The sequence below is a fragment of the Corynebacterium sp. HMSC078H07 genome (assembly GCF_001812805.1).
GTDB lineage: Bacteria > Actinomycetota > Actinomycetes > Mycobacteriales > Mycobacteriaceae > Corynebacterium.
Genome location: NZ_KV810513.1, coordinates 15,376 through 31,732 on the forward strand (window position 1 = coordinate 15,376; position 16,357 = coordinate 31,732).

The 16,357-nt window shown below is 56.8% G+C and carries 15 protein-coding genes, 2 tRNA genes and 1 pseudogene; 15 read left to right on the forward strand and 3 right to left on the reverse strand.

What is annotated here, in order from left to right; genetic code table 11:
• Positions 1-65 precede the first annotated feature (65 nt).
• The 7 genes and pseudogenes from HMPREF2875_RS10570 (at position 66) to HMPREF2875_RS10605 (ending at position 5,627) form a co-directional block, all read left to right on the forward strand.
• A tRNA-Ala gene (locus HMPREF2875_RS10570) sits at positions 66-138 on the forward strand.
• Between the two features lie 22 nt (positions 139-160).
• Positions 161-233: transfer RNA gene (locus HMPREF2875_RS10575), tRNA-Ala, on the forward strand.
• Between the two features lie 175 nt (positions 234-408).
• Positions 409-1,205 (forward strand): annotated as a pseudogene (locus HMPREF2875_RS10580) (methyltransferase domain-containing protein).
• Between the two features lie 515 nt (positions 1,206-1,720).
• Positions 1,721-2,686 (forward strand): ABC transporter substrate-binding protein, encoded by a 966-nt coding sequence (locus HMPREF2875_RS10590; protein ID WP_070672996.1) that lies wholly within the window; start codon positions 1,721-1,723, stop codon positions 2,684-2,686.
• A 6-nt stretch (positions 2,687-2,692) separates the two neighbouring features.
• A complete protein-coding gene (locus HMPREF2875_RS10595) occupies positions 2,693-3,742 on the forward strand; it encodes a FecCD family ABC transporter permease (protein ID WP_080975080.1) in 1,050 nt (349 codons plus the stop codon).
• A 5-nt stretch (positions 3,743-3,747) separates the two neighbouring features.
• Entirely contained in the window at positions 3,748-4,827 is a 1,080-nt protein-coding gene (locus HMPREF2875_RS10600) for a FecCD family ABC transporter permease (RefSeq protein ID WP_070672999.1), read from the forward strand.
• Positions 4,824-5,627 (forward strand): ABC transporter ATP-binding protein, encoded by an 804-nt coding sequence (locus HMPREF2875_RS10605; RefSeq protein WP_070673001.1) that lies wholly within the window; start codon positions 4,824-4,826, stop codon positions 5,625-5,627. The genes HMPREF2875_RS10600 and HMPREF2875_RS10605 overlap by 4 nt, the downstream gene beginning before the upstream one ends.
• Here HMPREF2875_RS10605 and HMPREF2875_RS14185 read toward each other — a convergent pair.
• Positions 5,616-5,990 (reverse strand): Lrp/AsnC family transcriptional regulator, encoded by a 375-nt coding sequence (locus HMPREF2875_RS14185; protein ID WP_210388193.1) that lies wholly within the window; start codon positions 5,988-5,990, stop codon positions 5,616-5,618. The genes HMPREF2875_RS10605 and HMPREF2875_RS14185 overlap by 12 nt on opposite strands.
• 740 nt (positions 5,991-6,730) lie before the next feature.
• On the opposite strand from HMPREF2875_RS14185, the gene HMPREF2875_RS10620 reads away from it, so the two are divergent.
• On the forward strand, positions 6,731-7,456 hold the full coding sequence (locus HMPREF2875_RS10620) for a fructosamine kinase family protein (RefSeq protein ID WP_210388194.1): 726 nt from the start codon (positions 6,731-6,733) through the stop codon (positions 7,454-7,456).
• Positions 7,457-7,472: 16 nt separating this feature from the next.
• Here the strand turns inward: HMPREF2875_RS10620 and nadE are convergent, their stop codons facing one another.
• Positions 7,473-8,297 (reverse strand): ammonia-dependent NAD(+) synthetase, encoded by an 825-nt coding sequence (nadE, locus tag HMPREF2875_RS10625; protein WP_070673007.1) that lies wholly within the window; start codon positions 8,295-8,297, stop codon positions 7,473-7,475.
• 27 nt (positions 8,298-8,324) lie between these two features.
• Between nadE and HMPREF2875_RS10630 the strand changes: the two genes are divergently transcribed.
• The 6 genes from HMPREF2875_RS10630 (at position 8,325) to nrdE (ending at position 14,203) form a co-directional block, all read left to right on the forward strand.
• Positions 8,325-9,644: a sugar porter family MFS transporter gene (locus HMPREF2875_RS10630; RefSeq protein WP_070673009.1), complete on the forward strand. Its 1,320-nt coding sequence runs from the start codon at positions 8,325-8,327 to the stop codon at positions 9,642-9,644.
• A gap of 124 nt (positions 9,645-9,768) precedes the next feature.
• On the forward strand, positions 9,769-9,891 hold the full coding sequence (ykgO, locus tag HMPREF2875_RS10635; RefSeq protein ID WP_003847162.1) for a type B 50S ribosomal protein L36: 123 nt from the start codon (positions 9,769-9,771) through the stop codon (positions 9,889-9,891).
• Between the two features lie 154 nt (positions 9,892-10,045).
• Positions 10,046-10,930 carry an esterase/lipase family protein gene (locus tag HMPREF2875_RS10640; protein ID WP_070673011.1) on the forward strand — a complete coding sequence of 295 codons (885 nt, stop codon included), beginning with the start codon at positions 10,046-10,048 and terminating at the stop codon, positions 10,928-10,930.
• Positions 10,931-11,291: 361 nt separating this feature from the next.
• Complete coding sequence (nrdH, locus tag HMPREF2875_RS10645; RefSeq protein WP_039676743.1) at positions 11,292-11,531, forward strand: glutaredoxin-like protein NrdH; 240 nt, start codon at positions 11,292-11,294, stop codon at positions 11,529-11,531.
• 9 nt (positions 11,532-11,540) lie between these two features.
• Complete coding sequence (gene nrdI, locus HMPREF2875_RS10650; protein ID WP_042532134.1) at positions 11,541-11,966, forward strand: class Ib ribonucleoside-diphosphate reductase assembly flavoprotein NrdI; 426 nt, start codon at positions 11,541-11,543, stop codon at positions 11,964-11,966.
• 74 nt (positions 11,967-12,040) lie between these two features.
• Positions 12,041-14,203, forward strand: coding sequence for a class 1b ribonucleoside-diphosphate reductase subunit alpha (nrdE, locus tag HMPREF2875_RS10655; protein ID WP_039676784.1), 2,163 nt, complete (start codon positions 12,041-12,043; stop codon positions 14,201-14,203).
• A gap of 9 nt (positions 14,204-14,212) precedes the next feature.
• Here nrdE and HMPREF2875_RS10660 read toward each other — a convergent pair whose 3' ends face one another.
• A complete protein-coding gene (locus tag HMPREF2875_RS10660) occupies positions 14,213-14,866 on the reverse strand; it encodes a FadR/GntR family transcriptional regulator (RefSeq protein ID WP_083311922.1) in 654 nt (217 codons plus the stop codon).
• Between the two features lie 230 nt (positions 14,867-15,096).
• Here HMPREF2875_RS10660 and nrdF point away from each other — a divergent pair, with 230 nt between their 5' ends.
• The gene (nrdF, locus tag HMPREF2875_RS10665; protein ID WP_070673013.1) at positions 15,097-16,086 is read left to right on the forward strand and encodes a class 1b ribonucleoside-diphosphate reductase subunit beta; all 990 of its coding nucleotides are present in this window, start codon (positions 15,097-15,099) and stop codon (positions 16,084-16,086) included.
• Positions 16,087-16,357 lie beyond the last annotated feature (271 nt).

The window sequence follows — 16,357 nt, forward strand, 5'->3', positions numbered from 1 at the left end:
GGTTCGCGAATTGGGGCGCGATATATTGTTACGAGTTGCAACCGTGACGGTTGTACCTCGTATGAGGGGCTATGGCGCAGTTGGTAGCGCACCACACTGGCAGTGTGGGGGTCACGGGTTCGAATCCCGTTAGCTCCACTTTAAAATTCAATACCGCCTTGGGGCTATGGCGCAGTTGGTAGCGCACCACACTGGCAGTGTGGGGGTCACGGGTTCGAATCCCGTTAGCTCCACTTTATACCCTCTTTCCACTGGTCAGAGGGTTTTATTTTTGTCTGGGGAATTCTTTGTTGACGTCTGGTTATGACTGTGTTTAAAGCCAGGTGAAATCCAAGGTTGAGTGCCGGGGACGTGGTCGACGAACTGGTAAAACCGGACTGATTCATTGGGGAGGGCAATCAGGTCCTCATGAGTGAACAAATGATCGGCACATCACGTGCGGATGAATCCATGCAAGGCCACTGGCTTTTGGCCAAATTGGGAAAGTGAGTCCTTTTCCTCGGCGGGCGCAGACTAACAGATGAATTGCTCGAACTATCCGGAATTCCGAACGTTGATGTAGTTGAACCAGCGCCTAGTCTTGGGCGCACGCCGGGTAGGATTCTTGAGCTCACGCCTTCGAGTTATACAGGTGCGGATAGTGATCCGGATGCTGTGGCTGCAGTGCGCCGCGTCTTTGGCCTGCGTGCAAAGCTAATTGAGGCCGACGCCGCTGAAACTGGACTGGCCGATGAGTCGGCTGACCTTGTGATTGGGGAAGCGATGCTCACCATGCAGGGTGAGAAGGCTAAGAATGCAATCGTTGCAGAGGCTGCGCGCATCCTACGTCCGGGTGGGCGGTACGCCATTCACGAACTGGGGCTAGTTCCTGAAGAACTAGCAGATGGGGTGAAGGATGAAATCCGCCAAAGCCTTGCGCGCGCAATTAGGGTGAACGCGTGTCCGCTGACCTTGGGCGAATGGACGGCAGTGTTTGAGGCTAATGGCTTTTTAAAGCCGCCAAGGTTGAGACCGCGCCGATGGCTTTGCTGCAGCCGCGTCGAATTCTTTCCGATGAAGGATTCTTAGGCACGCTGTGCTTTGTGAAGAACCTTCGGAATAACTCCGATGCCCGCAAGCGGGTGCTGCAGATGCGAAAAACCTTCAACACGCACAGCGAGCACCTCAACGCCGTGGCAATCGTGGCAACGAAGCCAGAGCGTTAGGAAGCTGGAACGCTATCTAGGCGCGATTGCGCACTACGGTCAGCAGGATTGCTGAGTCTTCCAAGGAGAGCAGTCCATGACGCTACTGAGGCACCACAGCATGCTCATCGGTGCTCAACTCTAGTGAATCGTCGTCTGCGGTAAGCCGAACTTTTCCGCTCAATACGTGCAAAAGTGCCTCGCCAGGGTTCTCGTGCTTAGACAATTCCTTGCCGTCTTTCAGGACAAGCAAGACCTGTGAAAGGGAACCACCAGGCACTGCGCGGAACACGTGGGTTGCACGCCCGCTTTCTGTCCCAGCCATTTTCGAAATCTCTTCCAAATGTTAAAGGGGATTGAACTGCGCTAAGCGCTGCCAGGTGTAAATGGTTGACCGTCTAGTGTCGAGTCTATACCTTTGGTATACCAATCCTTAAAATGAATAGTCCTACCTATTTAAAGTTAGGCAACCCTACTCAAGTGGTGTATATTTGCCATGGTTAATTGATTCCTATTCCCAGCAAAGGAAATAACAAGTGAAAAAGACGACATTGATGGCTTTAAGTGCTGCTGCAGCCCTCGTTCTTGCGGCGTGCTCCACCTCGGGGGAAGAAGCCTCGGGGGAAGATGCAGCGGCTGGCGACGGTGAGCAGCTGACTCTGTCCCACCCCAGTATTGAGGGGCTAAACATCGACTTCGAAAACCAGCCAGAAACCATCGTTATGGACTGCTACGCCTATAGCTCTCTGCACGAGTACGGCATCGAGCCGGATGCGTTGTTTGGTTTTGAGTGTGACAACCCAGCGTTGATGGGTGATGCTGACATCGAAGGTATTGAGACCATCGGCCAAGATGCTGAGATCGATCTGGAAAAGCTGGCTGAACTGCGCCCGGATGCCATCATCGGCAACGGTAACGCGAAGGGTTGGTCTTGGTTCGATGAAGACGTCAACGCTCAGTTGCAGCGCGTTGCGCCTTTCGTGCCGCTGCCATCGGAAGGCTCTATTGATCAAAGGATTGCGGATACCCGCGAGATTGCAGAGTTCTTCGGCGCAGACGTAGAAGCTGACAACATCGTGGCGGCAGATGGAGACTTCGCAGCGGCCAAGGAAGCGTTCACCGCAGCAGTAGACGGCAAGGATTACAACTTCCTGCTGACCAGCCCAACCAAGGAAATGCTCTATACCGGCGTGGGCTTCGCGCAGGCGGACATGCTGGAAGAACTTGGCGCAAACATCGCAGGCCCAGACGCACCAGCGGAAGGAAACCCGTGGGGTCGAGTGGCGTGGGAAGATGCTTCGACCTACCCTGCTGATGTCATCTTGGTAGAAAACTATGACCCAGAGGCGCCATTTACTGCGGAGCTGTGGGACAACCTTCCAGCTGTCCAGGCAGACCAGGTATCCACGTGGTCTTCCAAGGGTGCGTTGACCAGCCGTAACTATGCCGATTGGCTGCAGGATCTTGCAGACAAGGTAGAGACCTACGACAAGGTGAGCTAGTCTTTTATGCCAGCAAGTTCCACCACCTCCACAGCCCCGAAGGCTGTGGAAAGGCCAGTTGCTCAGGCCAACCGGCTCATTGGTTTCATTATCATTGCGGTCTTATGTGCCGGTGCGCTGGTGTTGAGCATGATGGTGGGCTCACGCAGCATTCCACCGTCGGATATTTTTCATTATCTGATTAACCCGGATCCGGCGGATCCGGTATCGCAGGTGGTCTGGCAGTCTCGCGTTCCACGTACTTTCCTGGTGTTGGTTGCCGGTAGTGCGTTGGGGGTCGCGGGTGGTTTGATGCAGGCTGTGACCAGAAACCCAATGACGGACCCGGGGATTTTGGGCGTTAATGCGGGTGCTTCTCTCATGGTGGTTGTTGGCCTGGCATTTTTTGGGGTTACAGATATCTCCCAGTACATGTGGTGGTCTTTTGCTGGTGCGATTGTGACCTCGGCGGTGGTCTTCGCCATTGGCAACAGTGGTCCATTGCGTGGCAGTCCGGTGCGCATGACCTTGTCCGGTGTGGCATTGGGGGCGGTGCTGGGCGGTTTTGCATCCGCGGTGTTGCTGACCAATTCAGAAGTTTTGGAACGCATGCGTGGCTGGTCAGCGGGCACCACAGCATCGCAGCCTCTCGATGCCACCTTGTCCATCACCCCATTTATCTTGGTAGGCTTGCTTATTGCGCTGGCCAGCACTCGCGCATTGGATGTGCTTTCACTGGGTGAAGCGGCATCGGTTGCTATGGGCGCGCACCCGCAAAGAACCAGGCTGGTGGTATTGGTAGCAATTGCACTGCTAGCCGGTGGCGCTACTGCGGCGGCGGGGCCCATCGGATTTATTGGGCTGTTGGCACCACATCTATCCCGCATGATCGTGGGCCCACATCAAGGGTGGATTATGGCCTATTCAATCGTCTTGGCCCCAGCGGTTTTGGGCGTGAGTGATGTTATAGGTCGCGTGATTACTGCTGGGGAAGTGCCCGTGGGAGTAGTAACTGCATTCGTTGGCGCACCGCTGTTGATTTACATGGTGCGTAAGTACCGCATTCCGGAGGTTTAAGCGCGATGGTTCACACAACGAATCCGGATACGAAGCAAGAGCTTGAATTCGGGCGAAAGATTTTCCGCATCGGTCCCAAAGAACGCCCGGTGATGCTTATCGGGGTGCGCACAGCTGTCGTCACAGGTGGACTCTTATTGGCGACTGCGCTGATTGCGGTGTACTCCTTGGTTGATGGTTCTGCATCCATCACCGTTGGTGAAGCGTTCCAGGCGTTGACCGGCAACGGTGATTCCTACACCAACATGATTGTGGTGGAATGGCGCGCACCGCGCACGCTTCTGGCAATCCTGCTGGGCGCAACACTGGCCATGAGTGGAGCTATCTTTCAAAACCTCACCGCGAATCCATTGGGCTCACCGGATGTGATTGGTTTTCAGACCGGTTCCTACACTGGCGCGCTCATCGTCATGTTGATTCTCGGCGGTGGCACCACCGCTACGTTGTTGGGGGCTCTCACTGGAGGTATCGCTACCGCGATGGTGGTGTTCTTCCTTGCCTCCGAGCGCGGATTCGCTGGTGGCGTGCGTCTTATCATCGTTGGCATTGCTGTCAGCGCCATGCTGGCCTCGGTCAACGTGTGGATTTTGCTCACTGCCACGGTGGAAGATGCCATCATGGCGAGTTTGTGGGGCGCGGGAAATCTCTCCGGTACCTCCTGGAATTCGCTGCTGCTGGCATTTTGTGGTTCTGCCGTGTTCATCCTGATGGCAGCACTGCTGGCGCGCCCGATGCGTTTGATGCAGATTGGTATTCCTTTCGCGGTTGCGCTGGGGCAAAACGTCCGCAGGGTGCAACTATTGGCAGTTGTTGCCGGCATCGGATTAACGGCGCTGGCAACTGCCACCGCCGGGCCGATTTCCTTCATCGCGCTGGCCGCGCCCCAGATTGCCCGTCGCCTGGTACACGTTGATGGCCTGGCGCTGGCCCCCACCGCAGCCGTGGGGTCTTTCCTGTTAATACTCGCCGATACGGTTGCCCAAAGAATTGACCCTGAATCCCCGCTCCCAGTAGGTATTGTCACCGTATCCATCGGTGGCGTGTACTTCCTGTGGTTGCTCATGAGAGAAGGCCGACGCAAATGACACGACTTCTAGTAGAAAACGCCCGGCTTGGATACGGCGACAAAGTTATCTGCCCAGGCGTGGATCTTCAGATTCCAGATGGCCAGTTCACGGTCATCGTTGGCCCCAATGCCTGCGGCAAGTCCACTTTGCTCAAGAGTTTGACCCGTTTGATTGCGCCGCAAGAGGGGAAGATTCTTTTAGACGGGCAGTCTTTGCACAAAAAGCCCACCAAAGAAGTAGCGCGTGAAGTGGGTCTTCTGCCGCAAGGCCCGGTTGCCCCGGACGGCATTCGCGTCATCGATCTGGTCTCACGAGGACGCTACCCGCACCAGAGTTTGTTCAAGCCTTGGTCGCCCGAGGATGAGCAGGCGGTGAAAGAGGCCATGGAGGCAACCGGAATTAGGGAGCTTTCAGGCAGGCTTGTCGATGAACTCTCGGGCGGTCAACGCCAACGCGTCTGGATGGCGGTGGCGTTGGCGCAGCAGACGCCAATCTTGCTTCTCGATGAACCTACCACATTCTTAGACGTCAGCTACCAGATTGAGCTGCTGGAACTTTGCCGCATGCTCAACCGGAAACGGGACTACACACTGGTCGCCGTATTGCATGACTTGAACCAGGCAGCGCGCTACGCCGATCACATCATCGCCATGAAAGACGGCGAAGTTGTAGCCACCGGCGATCCTGCAACCGTTATTACTGAAGAGCTCGTGCGCACCGTATTTGGTGTGGATTCTAAGATCATCGCTGACCCAGAGTCTGGAGCACCGTTGATGATCCCAACGTGGAGCCACCAAGTATCAAATTCAGACAGATAATTCTGACGTTAATTTTACCTGTTCCATGTGCACCTCAGTTTTCGCGTTGTGGACGCAATCGATGCGGGTGAGATGGTCGATCTGAAATTGACGATAAGCGGTGAGATCGGCCGCCACTATTCGCAGTATGGCATCGCATTCACCAGCCATGAGGTGGCATTCCACGGCTTCTGGAAGTGGCTGAATCTCTTGAATGAATCGCTCAACAGTCTCAAGGTCCTGGCTGGTGAGCCAAACTCTGACATAGGCGGTAAATCCTTTGCCGACCTTTGTGGGATCAAGCAGGGCAACGTAACCCCGAATAATTCCAGCGTCCTCCAGTGCATGGACTCGTCGGATACAAGTGGAAGCGGAAAGGTGCACGGCATCCGCGAGTTCATTGACGATTCAATCCAAGCGGAAGTCCACGCTTGAAGACCTGGTGAAACGCCTATTTGATCAAGGGTAGCTTAATCGAGTGTGTGAAGCGTCCTGGGTTTAGTTCCTCAGCTAAGGAAGGATTGAACTATGCCTAGAAGGTATTCCGTTGAGTTCAAGGAGAAGGCTGTCATCCGGCGGCGATGGAATTGCCTAGTGCTCTCTTTTGTAATGCTGTCGCTCTCGTTTAGCCAAAGGTCTATTAGCTGTTCCACGGTTGTGCTGTTTGTCAGCTCTAGCTTCTCTTTTTCAGCGGGGGAGATCCATTTAATCCCCGATGCCTCTGCCTTATCGATGTCTGCCTTATTGCGGTTCAACCAACTTTCGGCGTCCTTCTTTTCTTTAAAGGTGATCGGTGCTCTGTGCAAAATGCCTTGGTGTTTGAAACTGGCACGCCACCTATTTTTTCCACGTTGCTCAATTCGCCCCCACGAACGATGGGGCTTATACTTCGGGCCTTTTTCTTTTCGTTTTCGTTCTGCATATTGGGGAACCTTCGGGGAACTCTAGCGCCGTTTTGTGTCATATAATGACGTAATGATGTTAGAAATTACCTAATATAAATGCAGGTTAAATAGGCATAATGCCAGCTAGGCAAGAGGTAATATTTAGAAACCGATGGAATCCCGTTAGCTCCACCAGTGGCCGTCTCTGTTATGGAGCCGGCCTTTTCCTATGCTGGGAACATGGATGTTTTCACCAAGACCGTGTCCCGTCCTGATCAAGCTGGTGCCGAGGCTGCTGGGTTGAGATGGCTGGCGCAGGCGCATGGCGACGTCGTCGTGGACGTCGCCGAAGTCACTCCCACATCTATTAGCACTCGGCGGGTTGAGCAGTCGCGACCGAGTGCCCTCGCTGCCCGCGCTTTTGGTGCTGCGCTCCGTACGGTCCATGAAGCAGGAGCGCCCGCTTTCGGCGCGCCGCCGGCGGGCTGGGAGGGCGCGAACTTCATTGGACGCGTGGAACAACGCTGCGAACCATGCGAATCCTGGGGCGAGTTCTACGCCGAGCAGCGGGTGTCGCCTTTTATAGGAGGACTTCCTCAAGAGCTACAGGGGATAGTTCGACAAGCATGCGAGGCTATAAAAGCCGTTGAGTGGGACGTGAAACCGGCGCGAATTCATGGCGACCTGTGGGCAGGAAACGTATTGTTTACTGCCTCGTCGGCCGTGATGATCGACCCAGCCGCACACGGCGGACACCCGTGGACGGATTTGGCCATGCTGGAGCTATTTGGCACGCCGTACTATGGCGAGATACTGCGTGGTTATGGGGTGGGGGAGGAGTATCACCAGTGGGTGCCGGTGCATCAACTACACCCGTTGGCGGTTCATTCGATGACGCATGGTCCCGCGTATTATGCACCGCTCGAGCGGGCCGCACGTGCCACGCTCGAAGCGTTGGGCGGATAGTCTTCCTTGTGAGGCGTTAGGCACTAGTGGGTCCTGGCGGCATGGCGCGCTTATGGGCGCCGCGGCGCCAGAGGGTTTCGATGCGCTCGCGGGCGTCGTCAGGCACGTTCTTGCCCTCGAGGTAGTCATCGATGTGGGTGTAGGTGACGCCGAGCGCTTCTTCATCAGAGAGCAAGGGGCGGTCATCTTCCAAGTCGGCAGTTGGTACCTTCTTCCACGTGGAATCTGGTGCGCCGAGATGCTTCAGTAGTTGAGCCCCTTGGCGCTTGTTGAGTCCGGCGAGGGGCAGGACGTCGGCAGCGCCATCGCCCCACTTGGTAAAGAAAGCGGTGACGTTTTCGGCGGCGTGGTCGGTGCCGATGACCAACGCACCGACCTCCCCGGCCACCGCGTACTGGGCAGCCATGCGGAGGCGGGCCTTGAGGTTGCCGCGGTTGAAATCGCCGAGTGTGGAAGCCTCGAGAGCAGTAGCAACCGCGCTATCGAGGGCAGCTGTGGCTTCAGCGATATTGATGGTCAGGCGGTAATCGGGCTGGATGAAGTCGAGCGCTACCTGGGCATCCTCCTCATCTGCCTGCACGCCGTGGGGGAGGCGAAGCGCCCAGAAATGCGCGCCCTCGACGCGTTCGACGGCGAGCTGTGCCAAGCGGCCTGCCAGCGTGGAATCCTGGCCGCCGGAAATGCCGAGGACGTAGCCTTTCGCGCCGGTGGTACGAAGGTAGTCGGCGAGGAATGTGACGCGGCGCTCAACCTCTTCCTCTGGATCGATCAAGGGCTTGGTACCCAGGGCTTTTATGATGTCCTGCTGGAGGTTTGTGGATTCGTGTGACATGACGACCATGGTAGCCGCCTGCGACAATATGCACTCGTGAAAAAAGATTCCTACGTGATAGTCGTCGCTGGCGTGGCAGCGCTGGGTGGTCTCCTCTTTGGCTATGACACCGGCGTCATGTCAGGTGCACTGCTCTTCGTGGGCCCAGAGTTCGACATGTCCGCGCAGCAGGAGGGACTGGTGACCTCGATGCTGCTGGTCGGGGCTGCCGTGGGTGCACTGGCTGCGGGGCGTGTGGCGGATGGGATGGGCCGACGTCGCACACTTATCGTCGGTGGCCTTATCTTCCTTGCAGGATCGGTGTGGTGTGCGCTGGCGGGATCGACGGCGCAACTAGCCACGGCCCGCGCTGTGTTGGGGCTAGCAGTGGGCGCGGTGTCCATCGTGTCGCCGATGTACATCTCAGAAATTACTCCGGCTGCGGTGCGTGGGCGGATGGTGTCACTCAACACGCTCATGATTGTTGTCGGGCAGTTGGTGGCTTATGGGGTGAACTCCGTGCTTGCCTCAACAGGCAGCTGGCAGTGGATGCTGGGACTCGCGGCGGTGCCGGGTGCAGCGCTGGCCATTGGAATGTTTTTCTTGCCTGATACGCCGGTATGGCTCGCTGCACAGGGCCGTCACGACGACGCCGCCGCTGTGCGCGCACGGGTAGGGGCGGGGGAGGAGAAGGGGGCGTCGCCAAGCACAGGCGAATGGGCCGCACTGTCCGCGAATAGTTGGATGCGCTGGGCGGTCGGGCTAGCGATGCTCATGGGACTAACGCAGCAGATCACAGGTGTTAATGCGATTGTGTACTTCGCGCCGACCATGATGAATCAGGTGGGCTTGTCTGCGACGAACTCGGTGTACACGTCCATGGTGATCGGCGTGGTGTCGGTTATTGCTTGTGTGGTCGGTATGCGCGTTGTGGACCGCGTGGGGCGGCGTCGCCTGCTCATGGTGGGTCTGGGTGGCAACGTAGTATCTCTCGTGGTGCTCGCAGTGGTGTACCACTTCGCGCAGGATTCGACGCCACTGGCTATGGTGTCGTTGGCCTGCATGGCGGCGTTCATCGCGTGCCAACAAGCGGCGGTGTCACCGGCAACGTGGCTGCTTATATCTGAGATCGTGCCGGCGCAGGTACGCGGTTTGGGAATGGGCATTGCGGGCTTGGCCCTGTGGGTGAGCAACTGGGTGGTAGCGCAGTTCTTCCTGCCGGTGGTGGAGTGGCTTGGCGGTTCACTAGCGTTTGGCGTCTTTGCGGTGTTGGGCGTGGTAGCGCTGGGCTATACGCGCGCGCTCGTACCGGAAACGATGGGCAAGACGCTGGGTGAGGTCTCCGAGGAATTGCGGTCGAAATACTCTCAAGCGTGAGTGTTTTGGTAATGACGCGCTTGTGCGGTAACATTTTTCCTCGTGTCATTGCTGGGCCCTTCGCCCGGCTATGCTTTGAACTAACCACTCGCATGAAGTTTGCGCATAACGAAAGGAGCGCCCGATGAAGGTTCGCAAGTCGCTTCGGTCGCTGAAGAAGAAGCCGGGCGCCCAGGTTATTCGCCGCCACGGTAAGGTCTTCGTGATCAACAAGAAGGATCCGCGCTTCAAGGCTCGCCAGGGCTAAGAATCGAGGGATTCACATTCCGTCTCCTCCACTTAATTTGGGGGAGGCGGAATTTTTTTATGCCCGCCTGCCTCCCCAAATTAGCTCCGATGAATATAATTATCGGGTGGGTTTAGAGCATTCCCCAGCGGACAATAGAAGGAAGAAATAGCGTATGAAAAGGCGTATCGCGGCGGCGATGTGTGCTGCCGTCGTTGGGTTCTCGGCACCGGTGGCCCACGCTGTAGACATTGATTTGGTCAGTACGGCTGACCCGTCACTGGGCATCAATGATCCCTCTTGCGTAGCGAGCGGTGAGGTACGTGAGCCGGTTGTGCTCATACATGGAACATCTGACAATGCTTCTACGTGGGACGAACTCATCCCAGTTCTGCAAGACCGAGGGATGTGCGTGTGGGCGTTTGACTACGGGGCTTATGATGTGACGCTGCAGAACGCAAGTGCACGCACGAAGGGGATCGCCGACCTCGACGAGTCGGCGCGTGAGGTCGCAGAACAGATTGACTATGTACGGGAAGTAACCGGAAGCGAGAAGGTGAACCTCGTGGGGCACTCGCAGGGCGGGTTGCACATTAAGACCTACACCCAGATGTATGGCTCGCCGGAACATGTTTCCCATGCGGTGGCACTAGGCGGCAATTTCCACGGCACCACGCTCGACGGTATGGGGACGGTGTTGGCGAAGATGATTGCGGCCATGCCGAACTTGGCGCGCTTCTTTGCAAGCAGCGCTGGTATTCAGCAGGTGGTGGGGTCTGAGTTTATGGAGAATCTCAATGCCTTGCCGGATACAGCGCCGGGCCCGTTGTATACCTCGATTTACTCGCCTGCTGATGTCACCGTGACGCCCAACTCGACCTCTGTGCTGGAAGCTGTGGGCGGCGCTGACGTGGTTAATATCGACCTCGGTGAGCTGTGTGGGGCAGAGCCGCTACATCCAGATTTGCCTCGAGACACCACGGTGATGAGCCAAGTGCTTTTCGGTTTGACCCGCGAAGAGGGGCAGGGGCCGGACCCGTCAACGTGTACGAGGGGCTGAGGTCTCCTGACTGCTTCGTGAATCAGACTTACCGGGCGCGGCGCGGGCCGCGCCCGTTTGTGGTGTTTGCCACAAAACTGGTGAACGTTTGGTTAACTTGCGGGAAATACCACCCGTGTAGTTACGGCGTTGGTGATGAAGTGGGGTGTGCAAGGTCAACATGTGGGGGCTGGGGGGGCTTACGTCCTGGGAATATCATCGTTGTAACTACTACATGTAGTGTCAGTTGCGGGGTTTCGGCACAAAGTATAGTGTCGTTGATGTTGCTCAGGCGGCGGCCCTACACCGCGTAGCCAGAGCTAAAAGTCACTCAGCAGAATTCATTAGTCACTACGTGTGCAGCGTCAAAGGAAACCGTCACATGAGCATCACTCTCTACACCAAGCCCGCCTGCGTTCAGTGCAACGCCACCAAGAAGGCTCTCGACCGCGCCGGTCTTGAGTACGACATGGTGGACATCTCCATGGACGACGAGGCTCGCGACTACGTCATGGCTCTGGGCTACGTCCAGGCACCGGTCGTCGAGGCCAACGGCGAGCACTGGTCTGGCTTCCGTCCTGACCGCATCAAGAGCCTGAGCTCCTTGGCGGCAACTGCATAAAATTTCGTTATGTTGGTCGTGTATTTCTCTTCCGCCACGGAAAATACCCACCGCTTCGTTGAGAAGCTCGGCCTTCCTAGCGTCCGCATCCCGCTGCGCCTGACTGATGAGCCGCTTATCGTCAACGAACCCTACGTCTTGGTGTGTCCGACGTATGGGGGAGGGGCGTCGATAAGCAAGCAGAACACGAGGCCTGTACCCAAGCAGGTCATACGTTTCCTTAATAACGAGCACAACCGCAGCTTTATCCGTGCGGTCGTGGCCGGAGGAAACAGCAATTTCGGTACCGACTTTGGCAAGGCCGGCGATGTCATCGCCGCCAAGTGTAAGGTGCCTTATGTGTACCGTTTCGAACTTCTTGGTACCGAGGAAGATGTCACAATTTGCCGCGAAGGCCTGCTGGCCAACGCCGCAGCCTTAGGCCTTGCAGCCTAGGGCTTCTCCTATGTATTCCCTGTAGATTTTCGTCTCTCCAATTTCGCCATAACAAAGAAAGGCCCGTGAACGTCGTGACCACGCAACTGGGTAAGACCGTCGCCGAACCTGTGAAGCCTGAAGAGCAGCTGGACTATCACGCGCTGAACGCACTGCTCAATCTGTATGACGAGAACGGCAAGATTCAGTTCGACAAGGACCGTGAGGCCGCGAACCAATTCTTCCTCCAGCACGTCAACCAGAACACCGTCTACTTCCATGACCTGGAAGAAAAGATGCACTACCTGGTGGAAAACAAGTACTACGAGCCGGAGCTGCTCGAGCAGTACGATTTCGACTTCATCAAGTCCCTGTTCAAGCGTGCATACTCCTACAAGTTCCGCTTCAAGTCCTTCCTGGGTGCCTACAAGTACTACACCTCTTACACGCTGAAGACCTTTGACGGCCGCCGCTACCTCGAGCGCTTCGAAGATCGCGTGTCCATGACGGCACTTTTCCTTGCAGACGGCGATACCGAGGTGGCTGAGCACCTCGTGGATGAAATCATGACCGGCCGTTTCCAGCCGGCGACCCCGACCTTCCTCAATGCTGGCAAGGCCCAGCGTGGCGAGCTCGTATCCTGCTTCCTGCTGCGCATCGAAGACAACATGGAGTCCATCGGTCGCTCCATCAACTCCGCACTGCAGCTGTCCAAGCGCGGTGGTGGCGTAGCACTGCTGCTGACCAACATCCGCGAATCGGGCGCACCGATCAAGCACATCGAAAACCAGTCGTCCGGCGTCATTCCGGTGATGAAGCTTCTGGAGGATTCCTTCTCCTATGCCAACCAGCTGGGCGCACGCCAGGGCGCTGGTGCGGTGTACCTCAACGCACACCACCCAGACATCATGAACTTCCTTGATACCAAGCGTGAAAACGCGGATGAAAAGATCCGTATCAAGACCTTGTCGCTGGGAATCGTCGTTCCGGACATCACCTTCGAGCTGGCCCGCAAGAACGATGACATGTACCTATTTAGCCCGTATGACGTCGAGCGCGTCTACGGCAAGCCTTTCGCAGATATCTCTGTCACTGAGCACTACGAAGAGATGGTGGAGGATCCGCGGATCCGCAAGAAGAAGATCAACGCCCGTCACTTCTTCCAGACCATCGCAGAGCTGCAGTTCGAGTCCGGCTACCCGTACATCATGTTTGAGGACACCGTAAACCGCGCGAACCCGGTCAAGACCGGCCGTATCAACATGTCGAACCTGTGCTCTGAGATTCTGCAGGTGAATGCTCCTTCCGAGCTCAATGAAGACCTGACCTACAAGACCTTGGGCAGTGACATCTCCTGCAACCTGGGATCGCTCAACATTGCGGCCACCATGGATTCCCCTGACTTCGCGCTGACTGTGGAAACCGCCATCCGTGGCCTGACTGCAGTGGCGGATAAGACGTCCATTAACTCCGTGCCGTCGGTGCGCAAGGGCAACGATGATTCCCATGCCATCGGCTTGGGCCAGATGAACCTGCACGGCTACCTAGGTCGCGAGCACATCGAGTATGGCTCCGAGGAAGGCTTGGACTTCACCAATGCCTACTTCGCCGCCATCATGTACGCCGCACTTCGTGCATCTAACAAGCTGGCTCGTGAGCGCGGCGAGTACTTCACGGAGTTCCCCGAATCCGAGTACGCAAGCGGTGAATTCTTCGACCGCTACGACCCAGCTGATTTCGCGCCCCGCACCGAGCGCGTCAAGGAGCTGTTCGCGGCTTCCTCCATCCACACGCCGACGGCGGAGGAGTGGGCGCAGTTGAAGGAGGACGTCGCCAAGCACGGCATCTACAACCGTAACCTGCAGGCGGTGCCGCCGACTGGTTCGATTTCCTACATCAACAACTCGACTTCGTCTATCCATCCGATTGCCTCCAAGATTGAAATCCGTAAGGAAGGCAAGATTGGCCGCGTCTACTACCCGGCGCCGCACATGGATAATGACAACCTTGAGTACTTCAAGGATTCCTACGAGATCGGTTACGAGAAGATCATCGACACCTACGCTGTGGCCACCAAATACGTGGATCAGGGCTTGTCATTGACCTTGTTCTTCAAGGACACCGCCACCACCCGTGATATCAACCGCGCGCAAATCTATGCCTGGCGCAAGGGCATTAAGACCCTCTACTACATCCGCCTGCGCCAGATGGCGTTGGAGGGAACTGAGGTTGAGGGCTGCGTATCTTGCATGCTTTAGACCTTTGAGTTAGGTCTCTTTCGCACGTGCCTCCGTGAGGATGGCGCGTGCGATTTTTTCTGCCTCTGTAGCGTCCCCACGATGGATAGCGTGCGCTAAATCCAAATGGAGCTGCGCCGTTCCCGCGGTGGGGTTGCGCTTGCGCGAGCCAAACACCGAGCGTCCGCGCACCATGGATAGAAGAAACGGGCTCAGTGCCGCAAACATCTCATTGCCCGATGCATGCAGCACCATGGTGTGGAAGCGCAGGTCCGTTGCGAGTTGCTCACCGACTCGCCGCGCGGGAGTGTCCTCAAAAGCGTGCAGGCGCTGCGCCAGCTCGAGGATCTCCTCCTTGTCCGCCGGGGAACCATGCTGAGCTGCTAGGGACGCTGCAATAGGTTCGATGGCCAAGCGCAGCTCATTGAGGGAACTGCGCTGTCCGTCTCGTGACTTTTCCGAGTTCAGGCGCCACGAGATGATGGAGGAATCGTATACCGCCCACTCGCCAATCGGCAGCACCGTAATGCCGACGCGCCGCGAGGACGCCACCATGCCCAGTTGCTCAAGGGCGCGCATCGCTTCGCGGGCCACGGTGCGTGAAATATCAAAGCGCTGACAAATATCGTTCAGGGTGAATCGTTCACCAGCGGGGAGGGAGCCACTGACGATGTCTGATCCCATGGTGTCCAACACGGTGTTCAGCAGGGGAGTGTGCGGCTCTTGCGTAGTCGCCACGATGCCAATACCTCCCCCTGCGTGGGTAACGCGAACTCGGAACACATAAAACGTCAGTATAAATTAGCCCGTTGTCGCTACTGGATGCATGGGGAGTAGCGACACTTACCGGAATGCAGGCCAAGTGGGTACGATGGTCACAGGAACACTCAGACTAGAAAGACGAGGTAACGCGCGTGTCTCACGAGTATGACGACTACATCGCCAGCCACGAGGCTCCGGTGAAGGCGGTCAACTGGAATACCGTCCCGGATGAGAAAGATTCCGAGGTGTGGGACCGTCTCACGGGTAACTTCTGGCTCCCGGAAAAGGTTCCGGTGTCTAATGACATCCCCAGCTGGAAGACGCTGACGGAGAAGGAACAGGAGACCACCATGCGTGTCTTCACCGGTCTGACGCTCTTGGATACCATCCAGGGCACCGTGGGTGCGGTATCGCTGCTTCCCGACGCTGTCACGCCGCACGAAGAGGCCGTCCTCACCAACATCGCTTTCATGGAGTCGGTGCACGCGAAGTCTTACTCCAACATCTTCATGACCTTGGCGTCGACCCCGATGATCAACGATGCGTTCCGCTGGTCTGAGGAAAACGAGAATCTTCAGCGCAAGGCGAAGATCGTCATGTCTTACTACCAGGGTGATGACCCGTTGAAGAAGAAGGTCGCGTCCACACTGCTGGAGTCCTTCCTCTTCTACTCGGGCTTCTTCCTGCCGATGCACTTTTCGTCCCGCGCCAAGCTGACGAACACGGCCGATATCATTCGCCTCATCATTCGCGATGAGGCCGTGCACGGCTACTACATCGGCTACAAGTTCCAGCAGGGCTACAAGCAGCTCTCCCCGGAGCGTCAAGAAGAAATGAAGGGCTACGCCTTCGATCTTCTCTATGACCTCTACGAGAATGAGATTGACTACACCGAGGATCTCTACGACGAGCTGGGGTGGACCGAGGACGTTAAGCGCTTCTTGCGATACAACGCCAACAAAGCACTCAACAACCTTGGTTTTGAGGGCCTCTTCCCAGCGGATGAGACTCGCGTCTCCCCGGCGATCCTCTCCTCGCTGTCCCCGAATGCCGACGAGAACCACGACTTCTTCTCTGGCTCGGGTTCCTCCTATGTCATTGGTAAGGCGGAGGAGACGACCGACGACGACTGGGATTTCTAAACAAGCCCCACACTTAGCCATGCAACATTCGGCTGCGATAGGGCGCTGATCACATCCGCAACAGCGCTTATCCCGCTGTTGGGCATGACACGCACCTGCGGAAAGGATCAATCGAAAGGTTGATTCTTTCAGGGGGTGCGTTTTTCGTATTTTGGGCCGGCTGCACCCCCGCCGTTGTGTTCTGAATCACGGGGGAGGTGCACCTCGGAGTGGGCATCGGCGCAGCGGCTGTCGTCGTGCAGGCAGTTCGGGGACCTTTCCTGCTCCAAAC

What these genes read in the sequence shown, in the direction of transcription:
- HMPREF2875_RS10660 (WP_083311922.1), bottom strand. Translation starts at nt 14,866, where the DNA reads ATGGGATCAGACATCGTCAGTGGCTCCCTCCCCGCTGGTGAACGATTC.
- HMPREF2875_RS10605 (WP_070673001.1), top strand. Translation starts at nt 4,824, where the DNA reads ATGACACGACTTCTAGTAGAAAACGCCCGGCTTGGATACGGCGACAAA.
- ykgO (WP_003847162.1), top strand. Translation starts at nt 9,769, where the DNA reads ATGAAGGTTCGCAAGTCGCTTCGGTCGCTGAAGAAGAAGCCGGGCGCC.
- HMPREF2875_RS10640 (WP_070673011.1), top strand. Translation starts at nt 10,046, where the DNA reads ATGAAAAGGCGTATCGCGGCGGCGATGTGTGCTGCCGTCGTTGGGTTC.
- HMPREF2875_RS10620 (WP_210388194.1), top strand. Translation starts at nt 6,731, where the DNA reads ATGGATGTTTTCACCAAGACCGTGTCCCGTCCTGATCAAGCTGGTGCC.
- nrdI (WP_042532134.1), top strand. Translation starts at nt 11,541, where the DNA reads ATGTTGGTCGTGTATTTCTCTTCCGCCACGGAAAATACCCACCGCTTC.
- HMPREF2875_RS10600 (WP_070672999.1), top strand. Translation starts at nt 3,748, where the DNA reads ATGGTTCACACAACGAATCCGGATACGAAGCAAGAGCTTGAATTCGGG.
- nrdH (WP_039676743.1), top strand. Translation starts at nt 11,292, where the DNA reads ATGAGCATCACTCTCTACACCAAGCCCGCCTGCGTTCAGTGCAACGCC.
- nadE (WP_070673007.1), bottom strand. Translation starts at nt 8,297, where the DNA reads ATGGTCGTCATGTCACACGAATCCACAAACCTCCAGCAGGACATCATA.
- HMPREF2875_RS10595 (WP_080975080.1), top strand. Translation starts at nt 2,693, where the DNA reads ATGCCAGCAAGTTCCACCACCTCCACAGCCCCGAAGGCTGTGGAAAGG.